General features: G+C 70.8%; 16 protein-coding genes. 9 read left to right on the top strand and 7 right to left on the bottom strand.

Annotated elements, in window-relative coordinates:
* Positions 1-19 precede the first annotated feature (19 nt).
* Positions 20-943, bottom strand: a complete 924-nt coding sequence (locus tag IFT79_RS04595; RefSeq protein ID WP_192123000.1) for a type IV toxin-antitoxin system AbiEi family antitoxin domain-containing protein — start codon at positions 941-943, stop codon at positions 20-22.
* A 141-nt stretch (positions 944-1,084) separates the two neighbouring features.
* Positions 1,085-1,633, bottom strand: coding sequence for an NUDIX hydrolase family protein (locus IFT79_RS04600; protein ID WP_056043756.1), 549 nt, complete (start codon positions 1,631-1,633; stop codon positions 1,085-1,087).
* 98 nt (positions 1,634-1,731) lie between these two features.
* Between IFT79_RS04600 and IFT79_RS04605 the strand changes: the two genes are divergently transcribed.
* Together IFT79_RS04605 and IFT79_RS04610 are read left to right on the top strand one after the other, a co-directional pair.
* A complete protein-coding gene (locus tag IFT79_RS04605; protein WP_192123001.1) occupies positions 1,732-2,445 on the top strand; it encodes an alpha/beta hydrolase in 714 nt (237 codons plus the stop codon).
* Positions 2,446-2,495: 50 nt separating this feature from the next.
* Positions 2,496-3,173, top strand: coding sequence for an SIMPL domain-containing protein (locus IFT79_RS04610; RefSeq protein ID WP_192123002.1), 678 nt, complete (start codon positions 2,496-2,498; stop codon positions 3,171-3,173).
* Between the two features lie 42 nt (positions 3,174-3,215).
* Here IFT79_RS04610 and IFT79_RS04615 read toward each other — a convergent pair whose 3' ends face one another.
* Positions 3,216-4,373: a GNAT family N-acetyltransferase gene (locus tag IFT79_RS04615; protein ID WP_192123003.1), complete on the bottom strand. Its 1,158-nt coding sequence runs from the start codon at positions 4,371-4,373 to the stop codon at positions 3,216-3,218.
* Between the two features lie 126 nt (positions 4,374-4,499).
* Between IFT79_RS04615 and IFT79_RS04620 the strand changes: the two genes are divergently transcribed.
* From IFT79_RS04620 to IFT79_RS04630, 3 genes are all read left to right on the top strand, one after another.
* The gene (locus IFT79_RS04620; RefSeq protein WP_056043763.1) at positions 4,500-4,925 is read left to right on the top strand and encodes a DUF1810 domain-containing protein; all 426 of its coding nucleotides are present in this window, start codon (positions 4,500-4,502) and stop codon (positions 4,923-4,925) included.
* Positions 4,926-5,043: 118 nt separating this feature from the next.
* Positions 5,044-6,039: a prolyl aminopeptidase gene (gene pip, locus IFT79_RS04625; protein ID WP_192123004.1), complete on the top strand. Its 996-nt coding sequence runs from the start codon at positions 5,044-5,046 to the stop codon at positions 6,037-6,039.
* On the top strand, positions 6,036-6,893 hold the full coding sequence (locus tag IFT79_RS04630; RefSeq protein WP_192123005.1) for an NAD-dependent epimerase/dehydratase family protein: 858 nt from the start codon (positions 6,036-6,038) through the stop codon (positions 6,891-6,893). Before pip ends, IFT79_RS04630 begins: the two co-directional genes overlap by 4 nt.
* A 242-nt stretch (positions 6,894-7,135) precedes the next feature.
* On the opposite strand, the gene IFT79_RS04635 is transcribed toward IFT79_RS04630, so the two are convergent.
* Complete coding sequence (locus IFT79_RS04635) at positions 7,136-8,029, bottom strand: SDR family oxidoreductase (RefSeq protein ID WP_123571344.1); 894 nt, start codon at positions 8,027-8,029, stop codon at positions 7,136-7,138.
* Between the two features lie 134 nt (positions 8,030-8,163).
* On the opposite strand from IFT79_RS04635, the gene IFT79_RS04640 reads away from it, so the two are divergent.
* Complete coding sequence (locus IFT79_RS04640; RefSeq protein ID WP_056043774.1) at positions 8,164-8,736, top strand: phosphatase PAP2 family protein; 573 nt, start codon at positions 8,164-8,166, stop codon at positions 8,734-8,736.
* A 27-nt stretch (positions 8,737-8,763) separates the two neighbouring features.
* Here IFT79_RS04640 and IFT79_RS04645 read toward each other — a convergent pair whose 3' ends face one another.
* The 3 genes from IFT79_RS04645 to IFT79_RS04655 form a co-directional block, all read right to left on the bottom strand.
* A complete protein-coding gene (locus IFT79_RS04645) occupies positions 8,764-9,762 on the bottom strand; it encodes an aldo/keto reductase (RefSeq protein ID WP_056043777.1) in 999 nt (332 codons plus the stop codon).
* Positions 9,763-9,849: 87 nt separating this feature from the next.
* The gene (locus tag IFT79_RS04650; RefSeq protein ID WP_043595914.1) at positions 9,850-10,074 is read right to left on the bottom strand and encodes a hypothetical protein; all 225 of its coding nucleotides are present in this window, start codon (positions 10,072-10,074) and stop codon (positions 9,850-9,852) included.
* A gap of 2 nt (positions 10,075-10,076) precedes the next feature.
* Complete coding sequence (locus IFT79_RS04655) at positions 10,077-10,721, bottom strand: FMN-dependent NADH-azoreductase (RefSeq protein ID WP_043595916.1); 645 nt, start codon at positions 10,719-10,721, stop codon at positions 10,077-10,079.
* A 96-nt stretch (positions 10,722-10,817) separates the two neighbouring features.
* On the opposite strand from IFT79_RS04655, the gene IFT79_RS04660 reads away from it, so the two are divergent.
* The 3 genes from IFT79_RS04660 to IFT79_RS04670 all read left to right on the top strand — a co-directional run bounded on the left by IFT79_RS04660 (position 10,818) and on the right by IFT79_RS04670 (position 18,675).
* A complete protein-coding gene (locus tag IFT79_RS04660) occupies positions 10,818-11,873 on the top strand; it encodes a protein kinase domain-containing protein (protein WP_192123006.1) in 1,056 nt (351 codons plus the stop codon).
* Complete coding sequence (locus IFT79_RS04665) at positions 11,873-13,372, top strand: tetratricopeptide repeat protein (protein ID WP_192123007.1); 1,500 nt, start codon at positions 11,873-11,875, stop codon at positions 13,370-13,372. The genes IFT79_RS04660 and IFT79_RS04665 overlap by 1 nt, the downstream gene beginning before the upstream one ends.
* 371 nt (positions 13,373-13,743) lie before the next feature.
* Positions 13,744-18,675 (top strand): Lhr family ATP-dependent helicase, encoded by a 4,932-nt coding sequence (locus IFT79_RS04670; protein WP_192123008.1) that lies wholly within the window; start codon positions 13,744-13,746, stop codon positions 18,673-18,675.
* Position 18,676: the final 1 nt, after the last annotated feature.

Consider the following 18,676-nt stretch of genomic DNA (forward strand, 5'->3'; position numbering starts at 1 on the left):
TGTTGCGCTGCCAGCACCTTCAGCGCACCCCGGCGCGCGCGAGGGCCCGCACCATGGGCTCGGCGCGCAGGGCGTCGCCCCAGGTCCATCGGACGACCGTGCGCACGCCGGGCAGCGCCCGCAGATCGTCCTCGCGCCGCTTCTCGTCGATCACGACCTGCTCGGGGCTGCGCCCGGCCCGCATCCGTTCGTCGCGGTACTTCACCTCGCCGTCGAACTCGCCGATGACGCCGAACTGCGGCCACCAGAAGTCCACGAAGCCGATCAGGGGGCCCGTCACCGGGAACCGGGCCTGCAACACGGGCCCCGTGAGCCCGGCGGCCCTCATGCCCGCCCGGCTCAGCGACTCACCCGGCGACTCGGACCGCCCATCGGCGAACGCGACGGCGACCGCCGCCCGACGACGCCCGGGCACCCCGGGCCGTGCGGCCAGGGCGGCCTCGAGTGCGGACCGGTCGTACGCACCCGCGTGCAGCCCGTGGTCGAGCACGACGGTCGCCCCGCGCAGGTCGCGCCGGCGCACGCTGTCGACGGCCGCTCGGGCGGCACCCACCACGGGCAGCCCGTCGACCGTGTCGATCTCGCCGTCGCCGAGGGGCGCCGCGTGCTGGTGGACGGACCCGGTCACCTTGTCGCGAACGCGCTGACGGGCCACGACGTGCACCCTCCGAGGCCACTCGCCCAGCAGCGGAAACCCCCGGACGGCGAGGGCGGACTCGTGGGAGACGACGGCGTCCGGTCCGAGCCGGGGCAGCACCGCGTGCACGCGGGCGGTGTGCTGCGACGCCGGGCCGAGCGACCGCCAGTCGTCCGTCCGGACGTACACGCCGGCGGCGAGCCTCACCGCGAGGCCACGTCGCGCGTCCCGCTCGATGGACGAGGCATCCACGCCGTCGTCGACGAGCCGGGAACGACGGATGAGCAGGCCTGACGTGTCGCGCATCGGTCCAGCCTGGCCGAGCGCCGTCAGGGACGCGGCCCGCGCCTCCTCGCCTGTGGAGAGGCGCCTGGCGACACCCCCGAACCGGCGAGACACCCCGAGATCCGAGGGTGTCACGCCGCGTCCGGGGTGTTGCGAGGGGCGCTAGTGCAGGGCGCCGACGGAGGCGAGGGCGCTGCGCAGCAGGGTGCCGCGCCCGCCCTCCATCTCGGCGGCGACCTCGTCGGAGGCGGCCTGGTGCGGCGTCAGCCAGGTGAGCTCGAGGGCGTCCTGCCGCGGGTCGCACGTGCCCGTGACGGGCACCACGTACGCGAGCGACACCGCGTGCTGACGCGGGTCGGTGTAGACCGACGAACCGGGCAGCGGGAAGTACTCGGCGACCTGGAACGGCACCGGAGACGGCGGCAGCTGGGGGAAGGCCATCGGCCCCAGGTCTTTCTCGAGGTGGCGGAACAGCGCGGTGCGCAGGCTCTCGCCGTACATCACCCGGCCCGACACGAGCATGCGCGAGATCGACCCCTCGTCGGAGGCGCGGAGCAGCACCCCGACCTCGGTCACGACCCCCAGGCCGTCGGTCCGCACGGGCACGGCCTCGACGTAGAGGATCGGCAGGTGCTGACGCGCCTGGAAGAGCTCGTCCTCCGAGAGCCAGCCGGGATTGGGGTCGGGGTCGGGTGTCCGCACGGAGCTCATGGGCCATTCTTACCGGCTCGGGGGCCCGATCGCGTGACGTGACGCTACGGGCGAACAGCACCGGCCCCGATGTCGGCGCCCGTCGCTAGGCTCGGTCCATGGTGCAGATCGACCCGTCCCTCGTCCAGTGGTCCGCCGTCGAGGCCGAGCGTGACGGGCGTCCCCTGCTCGTGTTGCTGCACGGCGTGGGCTCGCACGAGGGCGACCTGATCGCGCTCGCCCCCTACCTGCCGCAGCAGTTCGTGGTCGCGTCGCTGCGGGCACCACTGCCCCACGGCGACGGGTTCTCGTGGTACCCGCTCTCGACGCCCGGTGCGCCCGACCCGGGCGCCGTCGACGACGCGGCCGAGGCCGTGCTCGCCTGGCTCGACTCCCTCGCGACCGCTCACCCGAGCGTCAGCCTGCTCGGCTTCTCGCAGGGCGGTTCGCTCTCGCTCCAGCTGATCCGGCATGCGCCCGAGCGGTTCGCGTTCGCCGCCGTGCTCGCCGGGTTCGTGGTCCCCGCCGCAGGTGACGACGCCACGCTCGAGCGCGCAGCCGCACGGGACGACGCCGTGGCGGCCGTCCGCCCGTCGGTCTTCTACGGTCGCGGCGACGTCGACCAGATCATCCCCGCCGACGCCGTCGAGCGCACCTCGGCCTGGCTCGAGGCGCACGCCGACGCCGAACAGACCGTCTACCCGGGCCTGGCCCACGGCATCTCGCAAGAAGAGCTCGACGACCTCAACGCGTTCATCGGCCGTGTGACCGCCGTTCCGGCCGTCGACGCCGACGCACCCGTGTCGGTCGCCGGCGCCGACTCCACCGACTGATCCGGGGCCCGCCCCGGCCCCTCACCCCCGACGAACGAAGGAGGCGCGCGATGGCGACACTCTCGGTGTCCGGTTCCGCCACCCACCGCCACCGTGCCGAGCGCGGTGTCGTCCACCTCACCGTGGGCTTCGACGGTGACGACCGTGAGAGGGTCGTCCGCGACACCGCCGCCGTGCACTCCCGCCTCACCGAGCAGGCGACGGCCTGGCGCCGCCAGGAGGCCGCCACCTGGTGGAGCGCACAGAGCGTCACGGTCGCGGTCGAGACCGAGGCGACGACCGACCGGGGCGACGGGGCCGACGCGACCCGCGCCTCCTCGGTGGTGCGGTTCCGCACCCGGGCCGCCGTCGACGTGCGGTTCAGCGACTTCGACGCGTTGGCGTCGTGGGTGGGCGACGTCGCCGTCGAACCGGGCGTCACCGTCGAGTGGATCGAGTGGTCGCTCAGCCACGACCGCCGGCCCGAGGTCGAGAAGGCCGTGCGGGTCGCCGCGATCGCCGACGCGGTCACCCGGGCCGGCGACTACGCCGAGGCGCTCGGGCTCGGTCGGCCGACGCTGCAGTCGGTCTTCGAGCCGGGGTTGCGGCCCGGCGCTCCCGGTGGAGGCAGCCCGTTCGGCCTGGCCCGTGCCGTCGCGACGTTCTCGTCGGGCGGCCCCGTGGCGTTCGACCTGCACCCGGACGACATCGAGGTCACCGCCGAGGTCAGCGCCGACTTCGTCGCCTGACCCGTCTCCGGGCCCGACCGACCGGCAGGCCCGCCTCCCGCCTCACAGCAGCCGGTGCCACACCCCCTCGACGCCGATCGGCACGAACCCGACGGCCTCGTTGACCGCGAGCATGGGCCGGTTCTCCTCGGCGTTGAAGGTCAGCACGGACGGGCGTCCCGGCTTCTCCGCGATCAGTCGGTCGAGGTTGGCGACCTTGACGAGCCAGCCCAGCCGGTGCCCGCGGTGCTCACGCCGCACGAGGGTCATCTGCTGCATCGCGGGCCGCGACGCGTCGTCGGGAACCGCGAGGTCGGAGCACGCGACGAGTCGGCCGGTCGGCACGTGCTCGGCCGCCGCGGTCAGCGAGGCCCGCCCGCTCGCGGCGCGTCGCTGCTCGGCCTCGACCAGGCGGTCGACGGTCCAGACGTCCTCGGGCTCCGGCACGTCACCCATCGGTGCGTCGGTGCTCAACGCGGTCGCCATCGCCGCGACGTCGGACCGCCAGCGCGGAGGCGTGGGGCCGGACCAGGTGTGGACGCGGTACTCGTCCCCCGCCGCGGCGAGCGCCTCGGAGCGGATCGCGGCCAGCGCCTCCTCGTCGACCGGCAGGGGCAGGCGGCTGATGCGCTCGACCTGGCCGAGCGCATAGCCGCGCGAGAGCGCGAACCGGACCTCCGAGGAGGCGCGGGGCACCCATCCGTGACCGGTCGAGGCCTCGAGGCGGTCGCCCGGGGCGGGGCGCGAGCCCTGGCCGGACGCGACGAAGGAGATCGCGTCGGTCCTGCCCGCCGCGCGGGCGACGGCCTCGACGTGGTCGAGCAGGGCCGTGCCGAGCCCCCGGCGGCGGTGCTCGGGGGCGACGGCGACCCAGAGCCAGCAGGTCGTGACGGTCGGGTCGGCGAGCGTCTCGTAGGTGGCCTGGCCGACGATGCGACCACCGGACCGCACCACGAACAGCCGCCGCGGCGTGAACCGGTCGTGCCACTGCGGCAGCTGTTCGGCCGGGCCGAAGTCGAGGTCGCCGAAGCCGAGCACCTCGGCCTGGACGGCGTTCTCGAGGCCGATGGCCTCGACGTAGGCGGCGACGCGTGCGGCGTGGTCAGCGCGGTCGGCGCGGTTGGCATCGGCGTCGTGGCCGGCATCGGCGTCGGCTCCGGCGTCGGAACGGGGCTCGAGGGTGTCGGGCACGACGATCTCGTCGATCACGATGTCGGTCACGGGGGCTCCGGGGTCGAGGCGGGGACGTGGTCCGCCGCCCGGCAGGGCAGCCGACCAGGGTAGCGCCGTCCTCGGCCTCCGCGCCAGGGGGGAGACGGCTCGACCCGCGGCGCGTAGAACGGGGCGATGAGCGATCCCTTCGACCTCGGACGGTACGTCGACGCGCAGGACGCCGGCGGCACCCACGACCAGGCCCTGGCCGAGCTGCGCCGCGGGCGGAAGACCTCGCACTGGATGTGGTTCGTCTTCCCGCAGATCGCCGGCCTCGGCCGCAGCGGCATGGACCGCACCTACGCGATCCGATCGCTCGACGAGGCGCGGGCCTACCTCGCCCATCCCCTGCTCGGCCCGCGCCTGCGCGAGGCGGCGGGCGTCGCGGCCCGGGCGGACGCCGCGAGCGCCGGCGAGCTGATGGGCGGGATCGACGCCCTCAAGCTGCGCTCGTCGATGACCCTGTTCGCGCGGGCCGACCCGGCCGAACCCGAGTTCCGGGCCGTGCTCGATCGATGGTTCGACGGCGTCGAGGACGACCTGACCGTCGCCCGCCTCTGAGCCCGTCCGCGACCGTCCGTCGGCGACGGTTCCTCCCCGGACGAGGAGGCGCGGGTCGTCGCCCCCAGGCGCCGCGCCTCCCCTGCCGGTGTCGGCTCCCCCGGCTACGCTCGTCCGCATGCGCCAGCTCTACCCCGAGATCGAACCCCACGACTCCGGCCTGCTCGACGTCGGCGACGGCCAGCAGGTCTGGTGGGAAGAATGCGGCGACCCCGACGGCAAGCCGGTGGTCTTCCTGCACGGCGGGCCCGGCAGTGGGTCGTCATCCGCGCACCGCCGCCTGTTCGACCCCGACCGGTACCGCATCGTGCTGCTCGACCAACGCGGGGCGGGTCGCAGCACGCCCCACGCCGGCACGTTCGGCACCGACCTCTCGACGAACACGACCCGCCACCTCGTGGCCGACCTCGAGACCCTGCGCGAGCACCTGGGCATCGACCGCTGGCAGGTGTTCGGCGGCTCGTGGGGCTCGACCCTCGCGCTCGCCTACGCCGAGACCCACCCCGACCGCGTCACCGAGCTCGTGCTGCGCGGCATCTTCACCCTGCGACAGAGCGAGCTCGACTGGTTCTACGAGGGCGCGGCGTCGAACGTCCTGCCCGACCGGTGGCAGGGCTACCTCGCCCCGGTGCCCCCCGACCAGCGGCGCCCCGGCGGGCTGATCGAGGCCTATGCGCGACTCCTCGCCGATCCCGACCCCGCCGTCCACGGCCCCGCGGCCGTGGCCTGGTCGTCGTGGGAGGCCTCGGCGATCACCCTGCTGCCCCGCCCCGACCTGGTCGAGCGGTACTCCGACCCGGCGTTCGCGCTGGCCTTCGCCCGCATCGAGAACCACTACTTCGTCCATCGTGGCTTCCTCGACGAGGGCCAGCTGATCCGCGACGCACACCTCGTCTCGCACATCCCGACGGTCATCGTGCAGGGCCGCTACGACCTGTGCACACCGGCGACGACGGCCTTCGACCTGCACGCCGCCCTGCCCGACGCCGAGTTCGTCCTGGTCGACGACGCCGGCCACGCGTTCGACGAGCCGGGCATCCTCGACGCGCTCATCACGGCGACCGATCGCTTCGCGTCCGAGTCGACGCCCTCGCGTGACGAGGCGAGCCGGTGACCGTCGTCCTCGCCGGCTGCGGCGACCTCGGCACCGAGGCCGCCCTGCGGTTCGTCGCCCTCGGGCAGCGCGTCCTCGGCCTCCGTCGCTCGGCGGGCAAGCTGCCGACCTCGATCGAGGGAGTCTCGATCGACCTGAGCAACACCCGCCCCACGCTCCCCGCCGACACCGAGATCGTCGTCGTCGCCCTCTCGGCCGGGTCCCGCGACGTCGACACCTACCGGGCGTCCTACGTCGACGGCCTGAGGAACGTCCTCGACGCACTCGACGAGGCCGGGGCGGTCGACGCCCAGGTGCTGTTCGTCTCGTCGACCGCCGTGTACGACGTCGACGACGGCAGCGTCGTCGACGAGACCACGCCGGCGACCGGCGCCTCCCCCACGGCCGAGGTCATCCTCGAGGCCGAGGCCCTGCTGCACGCACGTCGTCCCGACGGCATCGTCCTGCGCCTCGGCGGCATCTACGGCCCGGGCCGTGAGCGACTGATCACCCAGGTGCGCGACGGTGACGCGCGACTGGCCGAGCCGGCCGGCAGCTCGCCCCACACGAACCGCATCCACCGTGACGACGCGGCGGCCGCGATCGTGCACCTCACCACCACCTCGGCGCCGACCGACGTCCTGTACGTGGGGGTCGACGACGAGCCGTCGAGGCTCGACGACGTGCTGGCGTTCGTGGCCGACGAACTGGGGTCGCCCGTGCCGCCGAGCGCGCCTCCTCGGGGTCGTCAGGCGGGCGGCGACAAGCGGTTGTCGAACGCACGACTACGCGGCACGGGATTCACCTTCGAGTACCCGACCTTCCGCGAGGGGTACCGGGCCGTGATCGCGGGCCAGGGCTTGCGGCACCCCTGAGCCGGGCCCAGCCCGGCTCGGGCCAGGCGGTGCGGGCCTGTCGGACCTGCCCCGCAGGTGCGGGCCGTGTGGACCACGCCCGCCGGTACGGGCCGGGTGGGCCCACGCCCGCCGGTCCGGACTGGGGGGTCACGTCGCCCGCCTCGCTCGCCTCGCGCGCGAGGACGCCGCCCAGCGAATGGGGCACCGCGTGGCGTCGCGGGTCCCGTCCACTCGACGGCGTCCTCGAGGGCGGAGGGTGATCAGTGGATCGGCGTGCCACCCGTCACGGCGATGGTCTCGCCGCTGATGTAGCTCGACTCCTGGCTCGCCAGGAAGACGAACGACGGGGCGAGCTCGACGGCCTGGCCCGGGCGGCCGTAGGCGGCCTCCGAGCCGAAGCTCTCGATCTTCTCGTTCGGCACGAAGGCGGGCTGCAGCGGCGTCCAGACGGGGCCGGGCGCGACGCCGTTGACGCGGATGCCGCGTTCGGCCAGCTGCTGGGCCATGGCGCGGGTCCAGTTGGCGATGCCGGCCTTCGACACGGCGTACTCGGCGAGGTCGGGCGAGGGCTGGAAGCCCTGGATCGACGAGGTCGTGATGATCGAGGCCCCCGGCTTCAGGTGCGTCGAGGCGGCCTTGGTCAACCAGAACAGCGGGTAGATGTTGGCCTTGAGGACGTGGTCGAGCGTCTCGGTCTCGAAGTCGTCGATGCTGCTGACGGTCGGCATGACGCCGGCGATGATCGCCAGGATGTCGAGGCCGCCGAGCTCGGCGACCGTCTTCTCGACGACGTCGACGTTGGTCTGCTCGACCTGCAGGTCGCCGGGCAACAGGACGGCGGTGCGACCGGCCTCGCGGACGAGTGCAGCGACCTCCTCGGCCTGCGACTGCTCCTCGGCGAGGTAGCTCAGCGCGACGTCGGCACCCTCGCGGGCGAAGGCGATGGCCGTCGCGCGGCCGATGCCGCTGTCGGCACCGGTGACGAGGGCCTTGCGACCGGCGAGGCGACCGCTGCCGACGTAGCTGGTCTCGCCGTGGTCGGGCTCGGGCTTCATGGCGTGGACGTCGCCGGGAGCGCTCTGCTGCTGGTGCTCGAACGGAGGCTGGGGGTACTGGGTGACGGGGTTCTGCGGGGTGTACATGTTGTCTGCCATGCCCCCGGTGTACGCGGCGGAGTGGGCGCGCCGGCCCAGCTTGTACCCCGGTCGGGGGTGACGTCGACGGCGCGGAGCGACGACAGTAACCGAGGAGGCGCGGCACCACCCCCGGGGAAAGATACGGTGGTCGCGTGCCCCTGCTGCCACTGCCTTCCGAGACTCCCCGTCAGGTCCTGCCCGCCTGGGTGCTGCGCGCCGACCGACGGGCCGCGAAACGCATCAACTCGGTCCGAGGAGTGCCGGTCGTCGACCGCAACCTCAGCCGCCTCAGCCACTTCGCCGACCACGGACTCTTGTGGGCCGCGGTCGCCGCAGGACTCGCCCTCGTCGGCCAGCGTCGTGCCGCGGTGCGGGGCACCCTGTCGCTCGGTTTCGCCAGCGCCATGGCGAACATCGTCGGCAAGCGCATCTTCGGCGGCAACCGGCCCCTGATCGACGACGTCCCGATCGAGCGACGTCTGCGCAGCCAGCCGCTGTCCGCGTCGTTCCCGTCCGGCCACGCGGCCTGTGCCGCCGGCTTCGTGACGGGCGTCGCGATCGAGTCGCCGGGAGCCGCGGCAGCCTTGTTGCCGCTGGCCGGTGCGGTCTCGTGGTCGCGCCTCCACGTGGGGGCGCACTGGACGTCCGACGTCGTCGGCGGGCTGCTCATCGGGTCGGGCGTCGCACTGCTGGGCCGACTCGTGTCGGCACCGCGCGGGCGCTGACCCCGGGCCGGCCCGCCGGCACCCGGTCTACCAGCGGGGGTGGACGGCCTCGCGGAAGTACTGGTCGTAGATGCGGACGACCTCGCTGTCGAGCCCGTCGTCGAGCTCGCCGACGCTGCCGGCCGCGGCGTTCGCCGTGGCCTGCGCCACGTTGCGCGCTCCGGGGATGACCGTGCTGACGCCCGGCTGCTCGACGATCCACGCGAGGGCGGCCTGCGGCACGGTGACGCCGTCGGGGACGGCCGCGGCGAACTCCTGCGCGGCGGCGACGCCCTGCTCGAAGTCGACACCGCTGAAGGTCTCACCCTGGTCGAAGGCCTCGCCGTGACGGTTGTACGTGCGGTGGTCGTTCTCGGCGAAGGTCGTCTCGGTCGTGTACTTGCCCGACAGCAACCCGCTGGCGAGGGGGACGCGCGCGATGATGCCGACGCCGGCCCGTCGCGCGGCCGGCAGCACCTCGTCGAGGGGCTTGAGACGGAACGCGTTGAAGATGATCTGCACGGTCGCGAGGTTCGGTCGGGCGATGGCGGTCAGGGCCTGGGCGGTCTCCTCGACGCTGACGCCGTAGGCACGGATCGCACCGTTCTCGACCAGCTCGTCGAGGGCGTCGTAGACCGCATCGCTCTCGAAGACGGGGGTGGGCGGGCAGTGCAGCTGCACCAGGTCGAGCGTGTCGACGCCGAGGTTGCGGCGCGAACGATCGGTCCACGCCACGAAGTTGTCGCGGACGTAGTTCGACGGCACCTGGTCGAGCCGACGGCCCATCTTCGTCGCGACCGTGAGGGGCACGTCGGGGTTCGACGCACGGAAGCGCCCGATGATCTGCTCGCTGCGCCCGTCGCCGTACACGTCGGCGGTGTCGAAGAAGGTCACCCCGGACTCGACGGAGGCGCCCAGCACGTCGAGCGCGTCGCTCTCGCTGACGTCGCCCCAGTCGGCACCGAGCTGCCAGGTGCCGAGACCGATGACCGAGACGGGACGGTCGGCGAGGAAGGGTGAACGGGTTCCGAGGGTGCGGCTCTGCATGCCGTCGAGCCTAGCCACGCCGCACGACGGCTCGCCCAGGCACAGGTGCCGGTGCGGGCGCAGGCACGGCTCCCGGCGCCGCTGCGGTCAGCGGCGGGACGCGTTCACGCTGCGGACGAGCGCGTAGGCCACGACGACCGAGACGAACGCCGCGAAGAGGAAGGCGGCACCGAACCCGGCCTGCCCCTGCAGCAACCGCACGAGCCCGACGATGGCGAGCGCCGCGGCCAGCATGCCGAAGACGCGGGCGACGATCGACTTCAGCCGACGTGCGGCCCCGGCCCGACGGCCGCCTCGTCGACGCGACGACACGGTCAGCCGAGGCGGCGGGCCGAGGCGACCGCCGCCTCCTTCGCCTCTCGCAGTTCACGCGTCGCTCGCTCGCGGGCGGCCTCGGGCATCGGCAGCCGGTCGCTGAGCGTGAGGTTCGTGGCGATCGTCTCGACGTGCATGCCGAGCGTCGACCCCAGGACGATGTCGAGGACCGGGGTGGCGTGGTCCCGGCCGGCCGTCGGCGTGCCCTCGTCGTAGACGCCGCCGCGGCTGGTCACGACGACCGCGGGTCGTCCGAGCATCGGCTGCTGGTCGTCGCCGTCGAAGGGCGCCGTGACGCCGGGCAGGTGGATGTTGTCGACCCAGGCCTTGAGCGTCGAGGGCAGCGAGTAGTTGTAGAGCGGGGCACCGATCACCACGACGTCGGCGGCGACGAGTTCGGCGATGAGGGCCTGCTGCAGGGCCTCGTGGGCGGGGTCGGGGGCGTCGCCCGGCTGCCGGAGCCGCGGCGGCCAGTGCAGCGCGCTGTCGCTCAGGTGCGGCAGCGGGTCGACGTGCAGGTCGCGGCGGGTGACCGTGTGGTCGGCGCCGAGGTCGCGCCAGGCGTCCGCGAACGCCGCGGTGATCGCGCGTGAGCGGCTCGTCGTGAGGTCGGCTGACGAGTCGAGGTGGAGCAGGTTCGGCATGCGCCCACCGTAGCCGGGCGGCCGACACGGTCCCGGTGAGACCTAGCAGACATTGTCTCTGCTACAGCAACTACTATCGCCTTTAGGAGGGGGCTCATGACGTCTTTTGATGAACACAATGCGGCTCTGCATTTAGAGGGTCAAGTCTTGGATGGCGGCTGGGTTGTCGGCGCTCTCCATAAACGAGCTGCGGAAGCCACCGGGGGAATGTTCAGTGTCTCCTACACGGTGTCTCATACCAATGGTCGGCAGGGCTTTCTGAAGGTCGTGGACCTAGTCCGGGTATTCGGTGATATCAACCTACTCCAGCTGACAATCAACGAATACATCGCCGAACGGGACCTCCTAATTTTGTGCGGTGAGCGCAGACTGTCCAAAGTGGTTACCGCTATAGACCACGGCCAGTTCACGCTTCCCGGGTTCATACTAGGAAGTATAAATTATATTATTTTCGAGCTTGCAACAAGTGATGTGCGCATCGCCCTGAGCCAAGGCGAGCAAATTAATGTGCTCATCAAGGTGGAGATGGTTCACCAACTCGCAACCGGTCTCCGACAGTTACACCGGTTTGAAGTAGCTCACCAAGACCTTAAGCCCTCCAACTTTCTTGTTTTCGAGCGGGGCGAAGCAGGCTCGGAGGGCAAAATAGCCGACCTCGGACGCGCATTTCGACCAGGTGCGCCGACTGCGCACGATGCGATGGTACGTCCGGGAGACAAGAGTTACGCACCGCCGGAGCAGCTCTACCGACACGAGTATCCTGACAGGGCAGTCCGTCGATATGCTGCAGACCTATATCAACTTGGGAATCTCATTGCGTTCATATTTGGCGGCGTAACTCTAAACGGTCTTATGTCCTTACGCCTCAGTGACGACCATCATTGGGATACTTTTGGAGACTCCTATCCTGAGGCCTTGCCCTACGTGACCGAGGCGTTCGAAGGTTCTCTCGAATATCTGCGCTCGACACTCTCGCCTCTTATTGCCGACGATCTGACCGACATCATCGGCTATCTGTGCGCCCCAGACGCGACTCTCCGGGGCCACCCGCAGGCGCGCAAACGCGGCCAATCGCCGTTTTCCTTGGAACGTGTTGTGGCGCAACTCGATCTCCTCGGCCGGCGCCTGGCAGTTAGGGTGGCAGCCGCATAATGAGCGCTAAAGCAAGCCGCGAAGATGATCGACAAGTGATTCCCCGATGGAGAAGCTTTCGTCGAACAGTGGTCGCAGGCGAGTTAGGTGCACTGCATCGGCCTGAACCCGAGGACATTAGTTCTGAGATTGCAACACTACGACAGTCTGTAACAGATGCGCCTGGTCCATTTACACGTGCCGATTTATTGAACGCTCTCATTTCGGCCAACATTGATGACGACGAGACGCGGTCACTTGCAGATGAGCTGGCGCTTGATCCAGGCACACCGGAGCCTTTAAGGGGCTTTAGCATGTGGGCCGCATTTAGGCACCGGAGCCCGCAGGATGAAACCCTTGAAGGCAGCACCTCGCAAGCACGGAAGACTGAAATTTCGACGCTGCGGTATCGGCTGAAGGAACGACCAAGGAACGCCGTGCTGTGGGTCGACTTATCTCTAGCCTTTGCCACTCTCGGCAACTCAAAGAAGTCAATACGGGCGATGGAAACGGCCCTCGGGTTAAGCCTGGACTCGAGGTTTGTTCTTCGGGCCGCAGCCCGCTTGTTCGTGCACCTGGAAGATCCAGAACGCGCTAACCGCGTTCTAGCCCGCTCGGCGCGACTTAAATACGATCCGTGGCTACTATCCGCGGAGTTGTCTACAGCCCAGTTGGCCTACGGCAGATTTCAACATGCGCGTGCAGCAAGGGAGCTGCTAACAAGCGCGCAATTTTCCCCGTTCGCACTAAGTGAACTAGCAAGCGAACTTGCAAGTGGCGAAATAATGTCCGGTAGGGATCGAAGGGCGCGAAATCTTTTTGCACAATCGCTCATTAGTCCTACCGAGAATGCGGTGGCTCAAGCTGCATCGATGTCAGAAAAAGGGGACCTTCGATTTGACCCGAAGCTTCTTGACGTCAAAGGCGGCTACGAAGCCAGGGCCATTAGCCATTCTCGAGCCGGGAGTTGGCACGAGGCCACGGCCGAGGCGGTGAATTGGCACCGAGATCAACCCTTTGCTATCGAGCCAATAACCTTCGGATCTTATACTGCGTCGCTAGGTGAGGCGGATTATGTTACGGGGTTAGCCTTGGCCAGAGATGGCCTGCAGACGCATCCCAAGGATGCTCTTCTTAATAACAATGCCGCATTTGCTTTAGCGCATATGGGCAAGCCGGAGGAAGCACAGGCGCACCTTCGTATCGCAGTCCAACACGAGTCAATCGCGGAGACTCATGTTTATGAAGCTACTCAAGGACTTATTGACTTTCGCAGGGGTCTCGTTGCTGCAGGGCGTAAGAGTTATGAGTCTGCGATCGAAGGATTAAAAAAGGAGGGCCAAACTGACATGGTGGCCGTTGCAACTTCTCTTTGGGCCATTGAGGAAGTCCGTCAGTCGACGCCTCAGGCCTTGGAAGCCGTCAAGCGAGCCGCATCAGCATCAAAACTTAGTACTACAGCGGAGACTCGCACCTTGCGTAGCCGCTTGGCGGCTGCGGCGAACGTGCATCGCGGTTAAATCCCTGGGACTAGACGTTGGACAAGATTGAGTCGCTAAGTCGCTTAGTCCAAACGCGAAGCGACAGCGGTTCACAGTTCTTTCTGCAGATGCTTCAGCGCATGGAACTCGAGACCCTCAAAGAGTGAGAAGAGTTCGGCGACCTGCCAGCCGTGCCGTCGATTATGACTTCGGTTCCTAAGTCATAATTTGCTTCGATTGCCTTCTGGCATCGATGGAAGGCCGAGTACAAGATGGGCACGATCTGGCGGGCGGACGAGGTCCTCGAGGCGCTGGATGCGTTCGCCACGCGCTCAGGACGTCGGGGCGAGGCCACCGTGCTGGGCTGACCCCTCGGCGGAATGTCGGTGGTGCAGAGCAGGATGGCAGCGATGACCGACGTGCTCGACCGCTTCTCCCCCGCGACCCGCGAGTGGTTCCGGGGGGCCTTCGCCGCGCCGACCCGGGCGCAAGAGGGCGCCTGGACGGCCATCAGCCAGGGCGACCACGCCCTCGTCATCGCACCGACCGGCTCGGGCAAGACGCTCGCCTCGTTCCTCTGGTCGATCGACTCGCTGGCCTCGTCGCCGCCGCCCGACGAGAAGCTGCACCGCACCCGCGTGCTCTACATCTCTCCGCTCAAGGCGCTCGGCGTCGACGTCGAGCGCAACCTCCGCTCGCCGCTCGTGGGCATCACCCAGACCGCTCGACGTCTGGGCACCGAGGCTCCCGACATCACGGTGGGCGTGCGCTCGGGCGACACGAGCTCGAGCGATCGCGGCCGGCTCGCCCGCACCCCGACCGACATCCTCATCACGACGCCCGAGTCGCTCTACCTGATGCTCACCTCGCAGGCGCGCGAGACCCTCAAGGGCGTGCAGACCGTCATCATCGACGAGGTCCACGCCGTCGCCTCGACGAAGCGCGGCGCCCACCTCGCCCTCTCGCTCGAGCGCCTCGACGCCCTGCTCGAGAAGCCCGCGCAGCGCATCGGGCTCAGCGCGACCGTCCGACCGCCCGAAGAGGTCGCCCGCTTCCTGGCCGGGCCGGCACCCGTCACCATCGTCAATCCCCGCGCCGACAAGAAGTTCGACCTGCGCGTCGTCGTGCCCGTCGACGACATGACCGAGCTCGGCACCGCCGCCCCGCTCGAAGGGTCGGCCGCCGGCGCCGCACCGCAGGGCTCGATCTGGCCGCACGTCGAAGAGGGCATCGTCGACCTGATCGCCGCGCACCGCTCGACCATCGTCTTCTCGAACTCACGCCGCCTGGCCGAACGCCTCACGGCCCGCCTCAACGACATCTGGATCGAACGCCAGGGCGGCGACCTCGAGGCCGCCGTGCGTGCCACCGAGGAGGCACGGGGCCAGCTGGTCACGGCCGGTGGCGTCGGCGACGACCCGGCCTCCGACACCGTCGATCCCTTCGCCCCGGCGCCCGCCGCACAGCGCAACCCGGCCGTCGGCGGCGGGGCACCGGCCCAGCTCATGGGCGGGTCGGGGCAGACCGCCGGCAGCGATCCCCTGCTCGCCCGGGCCCACCACGGGTCGGTGTCGAAAGACCAACGCGCCCTGATCGAGGACGACCTGAAGAGCGGCCGGCTGCGCTGCGTCGTCGCCACCAGCTCGCTCGAGCTCGGCATCGACATGGGTGCGGTCGACCTGGTCATCCAGGTCGAGTCGCCGCCGTCGGTCGCCAGCGGCCTGCAGCGCGTCGGCCGTGCCGGGCACCAGGTCGGCGAGACCTCGCGGGGCGTGCTGTTCCCCAAGCACCGGGCCGACCTGATCCACTCCGCCGTCGCCGCCGAGCGCATGGTCGCCGGGCTCATCGAAGAGCTGCGCGTGCCGACCAACCCCCTCGACGTGCTGGCCCAGCAGACCGTCGCGGCCGTCGCCCTCGACGAACTCGACGCCGACGCCTGGTTCGACACGGTGCGCCGCAGCGCCCCGTTCACCACCCTGCCGCGCTCCGCCTTCGACGCCACACTCGACCTGCTCAGCGGCAAGTACCCCTCCGACGAGTTCGCCGAACTGCGGCCGCGCATCGTCTGGGACCGCGTGCACGGCACCCTGACCGGCCGCCCGGGCGCCCAACGCCTCGCGGTGACGAGCGGCGGCACCATCCCCGACCGGGGCCTCTTCGGCGTCTTCATGGTCGGCGAGAAGGCCGCCCGCGTCGGCGAGCTCGACGAAGAGATGGTCTACGAGTCCCGGGTCGGCGACGTGTTCGCCCTCGGGGCCACGAGCTGGCGCATCGAGGACATCACCCACGACCGTGTGCTCGTCTCGCCCGCCTACGGCCAGCCCGGCCGCGTCCCCTTCTGGAAGGGCGACGGCATCGGGCGCCCCGCCGAGCTCGGCAAGGCCATCGGCGGCTACGTCCGCGAACTGTCGAACTCGAGCGAGGCCGACGCCACCACCCGCGTCGCCGCCGGCGGCCTCGACGAGCGTGCGGCTCGCAACCTCATCGCGTTCCTCGGCGAGCAGAAAGCCGCCACGTCGTACGTGCCGACCGACACCACCCTCGTGGTCGAGCGCTTCCGCGACGAGCTCGGCGACTGGCGCCTCATCCTGCACTCGCCCTACGGCATGCAGGTCCACGCCCCGTGGGCACTGGCGGTCTCGGCCCGCATCCGCGACCAGCTCGGGGTCGACGGCGGGGCCATGGCCGCCGACGACGGCATCGTCGTGCGCATCCCCGACACCGACGCCGAGCCTCCCGGGGCCGAGTTGTTCTCGTTCGAGCTCGACGACCTCGACGAGATCGTCACCGAAGAGGTCGGCGGCTCCGCCCTGTTCTCGTCGCGCTTCCGCGAGTGCGCCGCCCGGGCGCTGTTGCTGCCCCGGTACAACCCCGGCAAGCGGTCGCCGCTCTGGCAGCAACGCCAGCGGTCGTCGCAGCTGCTCGACGTCGCGCGCAAGTACCCGCAGTTCCCGATCGTGCTCGAGGCCGTCCGCGAGGTCCTGCAGGACGTCTACGACCTGCCGGCCCTGATGAGCCTCACCCGCGACCTCGCCAGCCGCACCGTGCGCATCGTCGAGACCGAGACCGAGGTGCCCTCGCCCTTCGCCCGGTCGCTGCTCTTCGGCTACGTCGCCGCCTTCATGTACGAAGGCGACTCACCGCTCGCCGAGCGGCGTGCGGCCGCCCTGTCGCTCGACTCGAGCCTGCTGCAAGAGCTGCTCGGCCGGGCCGAGCTGCGCGAGCTGCTCGACGCCGACGTCATCGACCAGCACGAGCTCGAACTGCAGCGCCTCGCTGCCGACCGTCGGGCCCGCGACATCGAGGGCGTCGTCGACCTGTTGCGCCTGCTCGGCCCGCTGACGACCGACGAGATCATCGACCGCAGCTGGCTCGCCGCGACCCTCGTCGCCGGCGACGTCGCCGCCCGCGACGACGCCCACCGCGCGCTCGAGACCGCCCTGACCGACCTCGCCTGGTCGAACCGCGTCCTCCGCTTCACCCACGCCGGCACGGTCCGCTGGGCCGGCATCGAGGACGCCTCGCGCCTCCGGGACGCCCTCGGCGTCGCCCTGCCGATCGGCGTGCCGACCGCGTTCGTCGAACCGGTCGACGACCCGCTGGGCGACCTCATCGGCCGGTTCGCCCGCACCCACGGCCCCTTCACCCCCGCCATGGTGGCCGACCGTCTCGGCCTCGGCACCGCCGTCGTGATGGACACCCTGCGCAAGCTCGCCACCCAGCGTCGCGTCGTCGAGGGCGAGTTCCGGCCCCGGCAGCAGGGCAGCGAGTGGTGCGACTCCGAGGTGCTGCGTCGACTGCGCGGCAAGTCGCTGGCCGCCCTGCGTCACGAGGTCGAACCGGTCGCCCCCGAGACGCTCGGACGCTTCCTGCCCGCCTGGCAGCACGTCGCCACCGGGCTCAAGGGTTCGGGGCTGCGCGGCCTCGACGGCGTGGTCCAGGTCGTCGACCAGCTCAGCGGGGTCTCGCTGCCCGCCTCGGCGTGGGAGTCCCTGATCCTGCCGGCCCGCGTGACCGACTACAACCCGTCCATGCTCGACGAGCTCACCGCCACCGGCGACGTCATCTGGTCGGGCACCGGCACCCTGCCCGGCAACGACGGCTGGGTCAGCCTGCACCTCGCCGACGGCGCCCAGGTCACCCTGCCCGAACCGTCCGGGGCCGAGACCGACGACCTGCAACGCGAGGTGCTGGCCGCCCTGGCCGGCGGCGGGGCGTACTTCTTCCGGCAGCTCTCCGACGCCGTCGGCAGCACCGACGACGACTCGCTCGTCACCGCCATCTGGCAGCTCGTCTGGGCGGGGCAGATCACCAACGACACTTTTGCTCCCCTGCGCACCCAGGTCGGCGGCGGACGCACGCCGCGGCCGCGCACCCCGACGCGGTCACGCTCGTCGTACCGCAGCCGCGGACGGGTCGCCATGCCCCGACAGGCGGGCCCGCCCACCGTCGGCGGCCGCTGGTCGCTGCTGCCCCTGGCCGAACCCGACGGCACCGTGCGTGCCGCCGCGACGGCCGAGATCCTGCTCGAGCGACACGGCGTCGTCACCCGGGGCGCCGTCGTCAACGAGGGCGTCCGCGGGGGCTTCTCGACGGCCTACAAGGTGCTCAGCGGCTTCGAAGAGACGGGTCGCGCCCGCCGCGGCTACTTCGTCGAGGGCCTCGGAGCGGCGCAGTTCGCGACCGGGCCGACGGTCGACCGCCTGCGCTCGTTCGTCCGTGACGAGGGCGACCGCCGCGACGACGACACCCTCGTCGCCGCGGGTCGTCAGCGCGACGTGCCCGTGGTGACCCTGGCCGCCACCGACCCGGCGAACCCCTACGGCGCCGCCCTGCCGTGGCCCGGGCAGACGCTCGACGGCGTCTCCGCCGACGAGGCCGCGGCCGTCGCGAGCGCGGCGGCACGAGCCGCCACCGCGGCGACGGCGACCACGGCGACCGGAGCCGGGGAGCGCGCCGAGGCGGGCTCCGCCGCCGGCTCGACCCGCGCCTCCTCGGGGGGCGACGACCGGGCGACGAGCGACACCCCAGGAGGCGCGGGCGGCAAGAAGAAGTCCGGTCACCGCCCGGGGCGCAAGGCCGGTTCGCTCGTGGTGCTCGTCGACGGGCGGCTCGTCGTCTACGTGGAGCGCGGCGGCAAGACGGTGCTGACCTTCGGTGAGCCGGACGAGCGCGAGCTCGCCCTGGCCGCGGGTTCGCTGGCCGCCACCGTGCGCAACCGCATCGGCAAGCTCGCGGTCGAACGGGTCGACGGCGAGTTCGTGTTGGGTACCGCCCTCGGCGACGCCCTGCGCGACGCGGGGTTCGCACCGACGCCGAGCGGCATCCGGCTGAGGGCCTGAC

Source organism: Frigoribacterium sp. CFBP 8759, from assembly GCF_014841655.1.
In the GTDB taxonomy this organism is placed as follows: domain Bacteria; phylum Actinomycetota; class Actinomycetes; order Actinomycetales; family Microbacteriaceae; genus Frigoribacterium.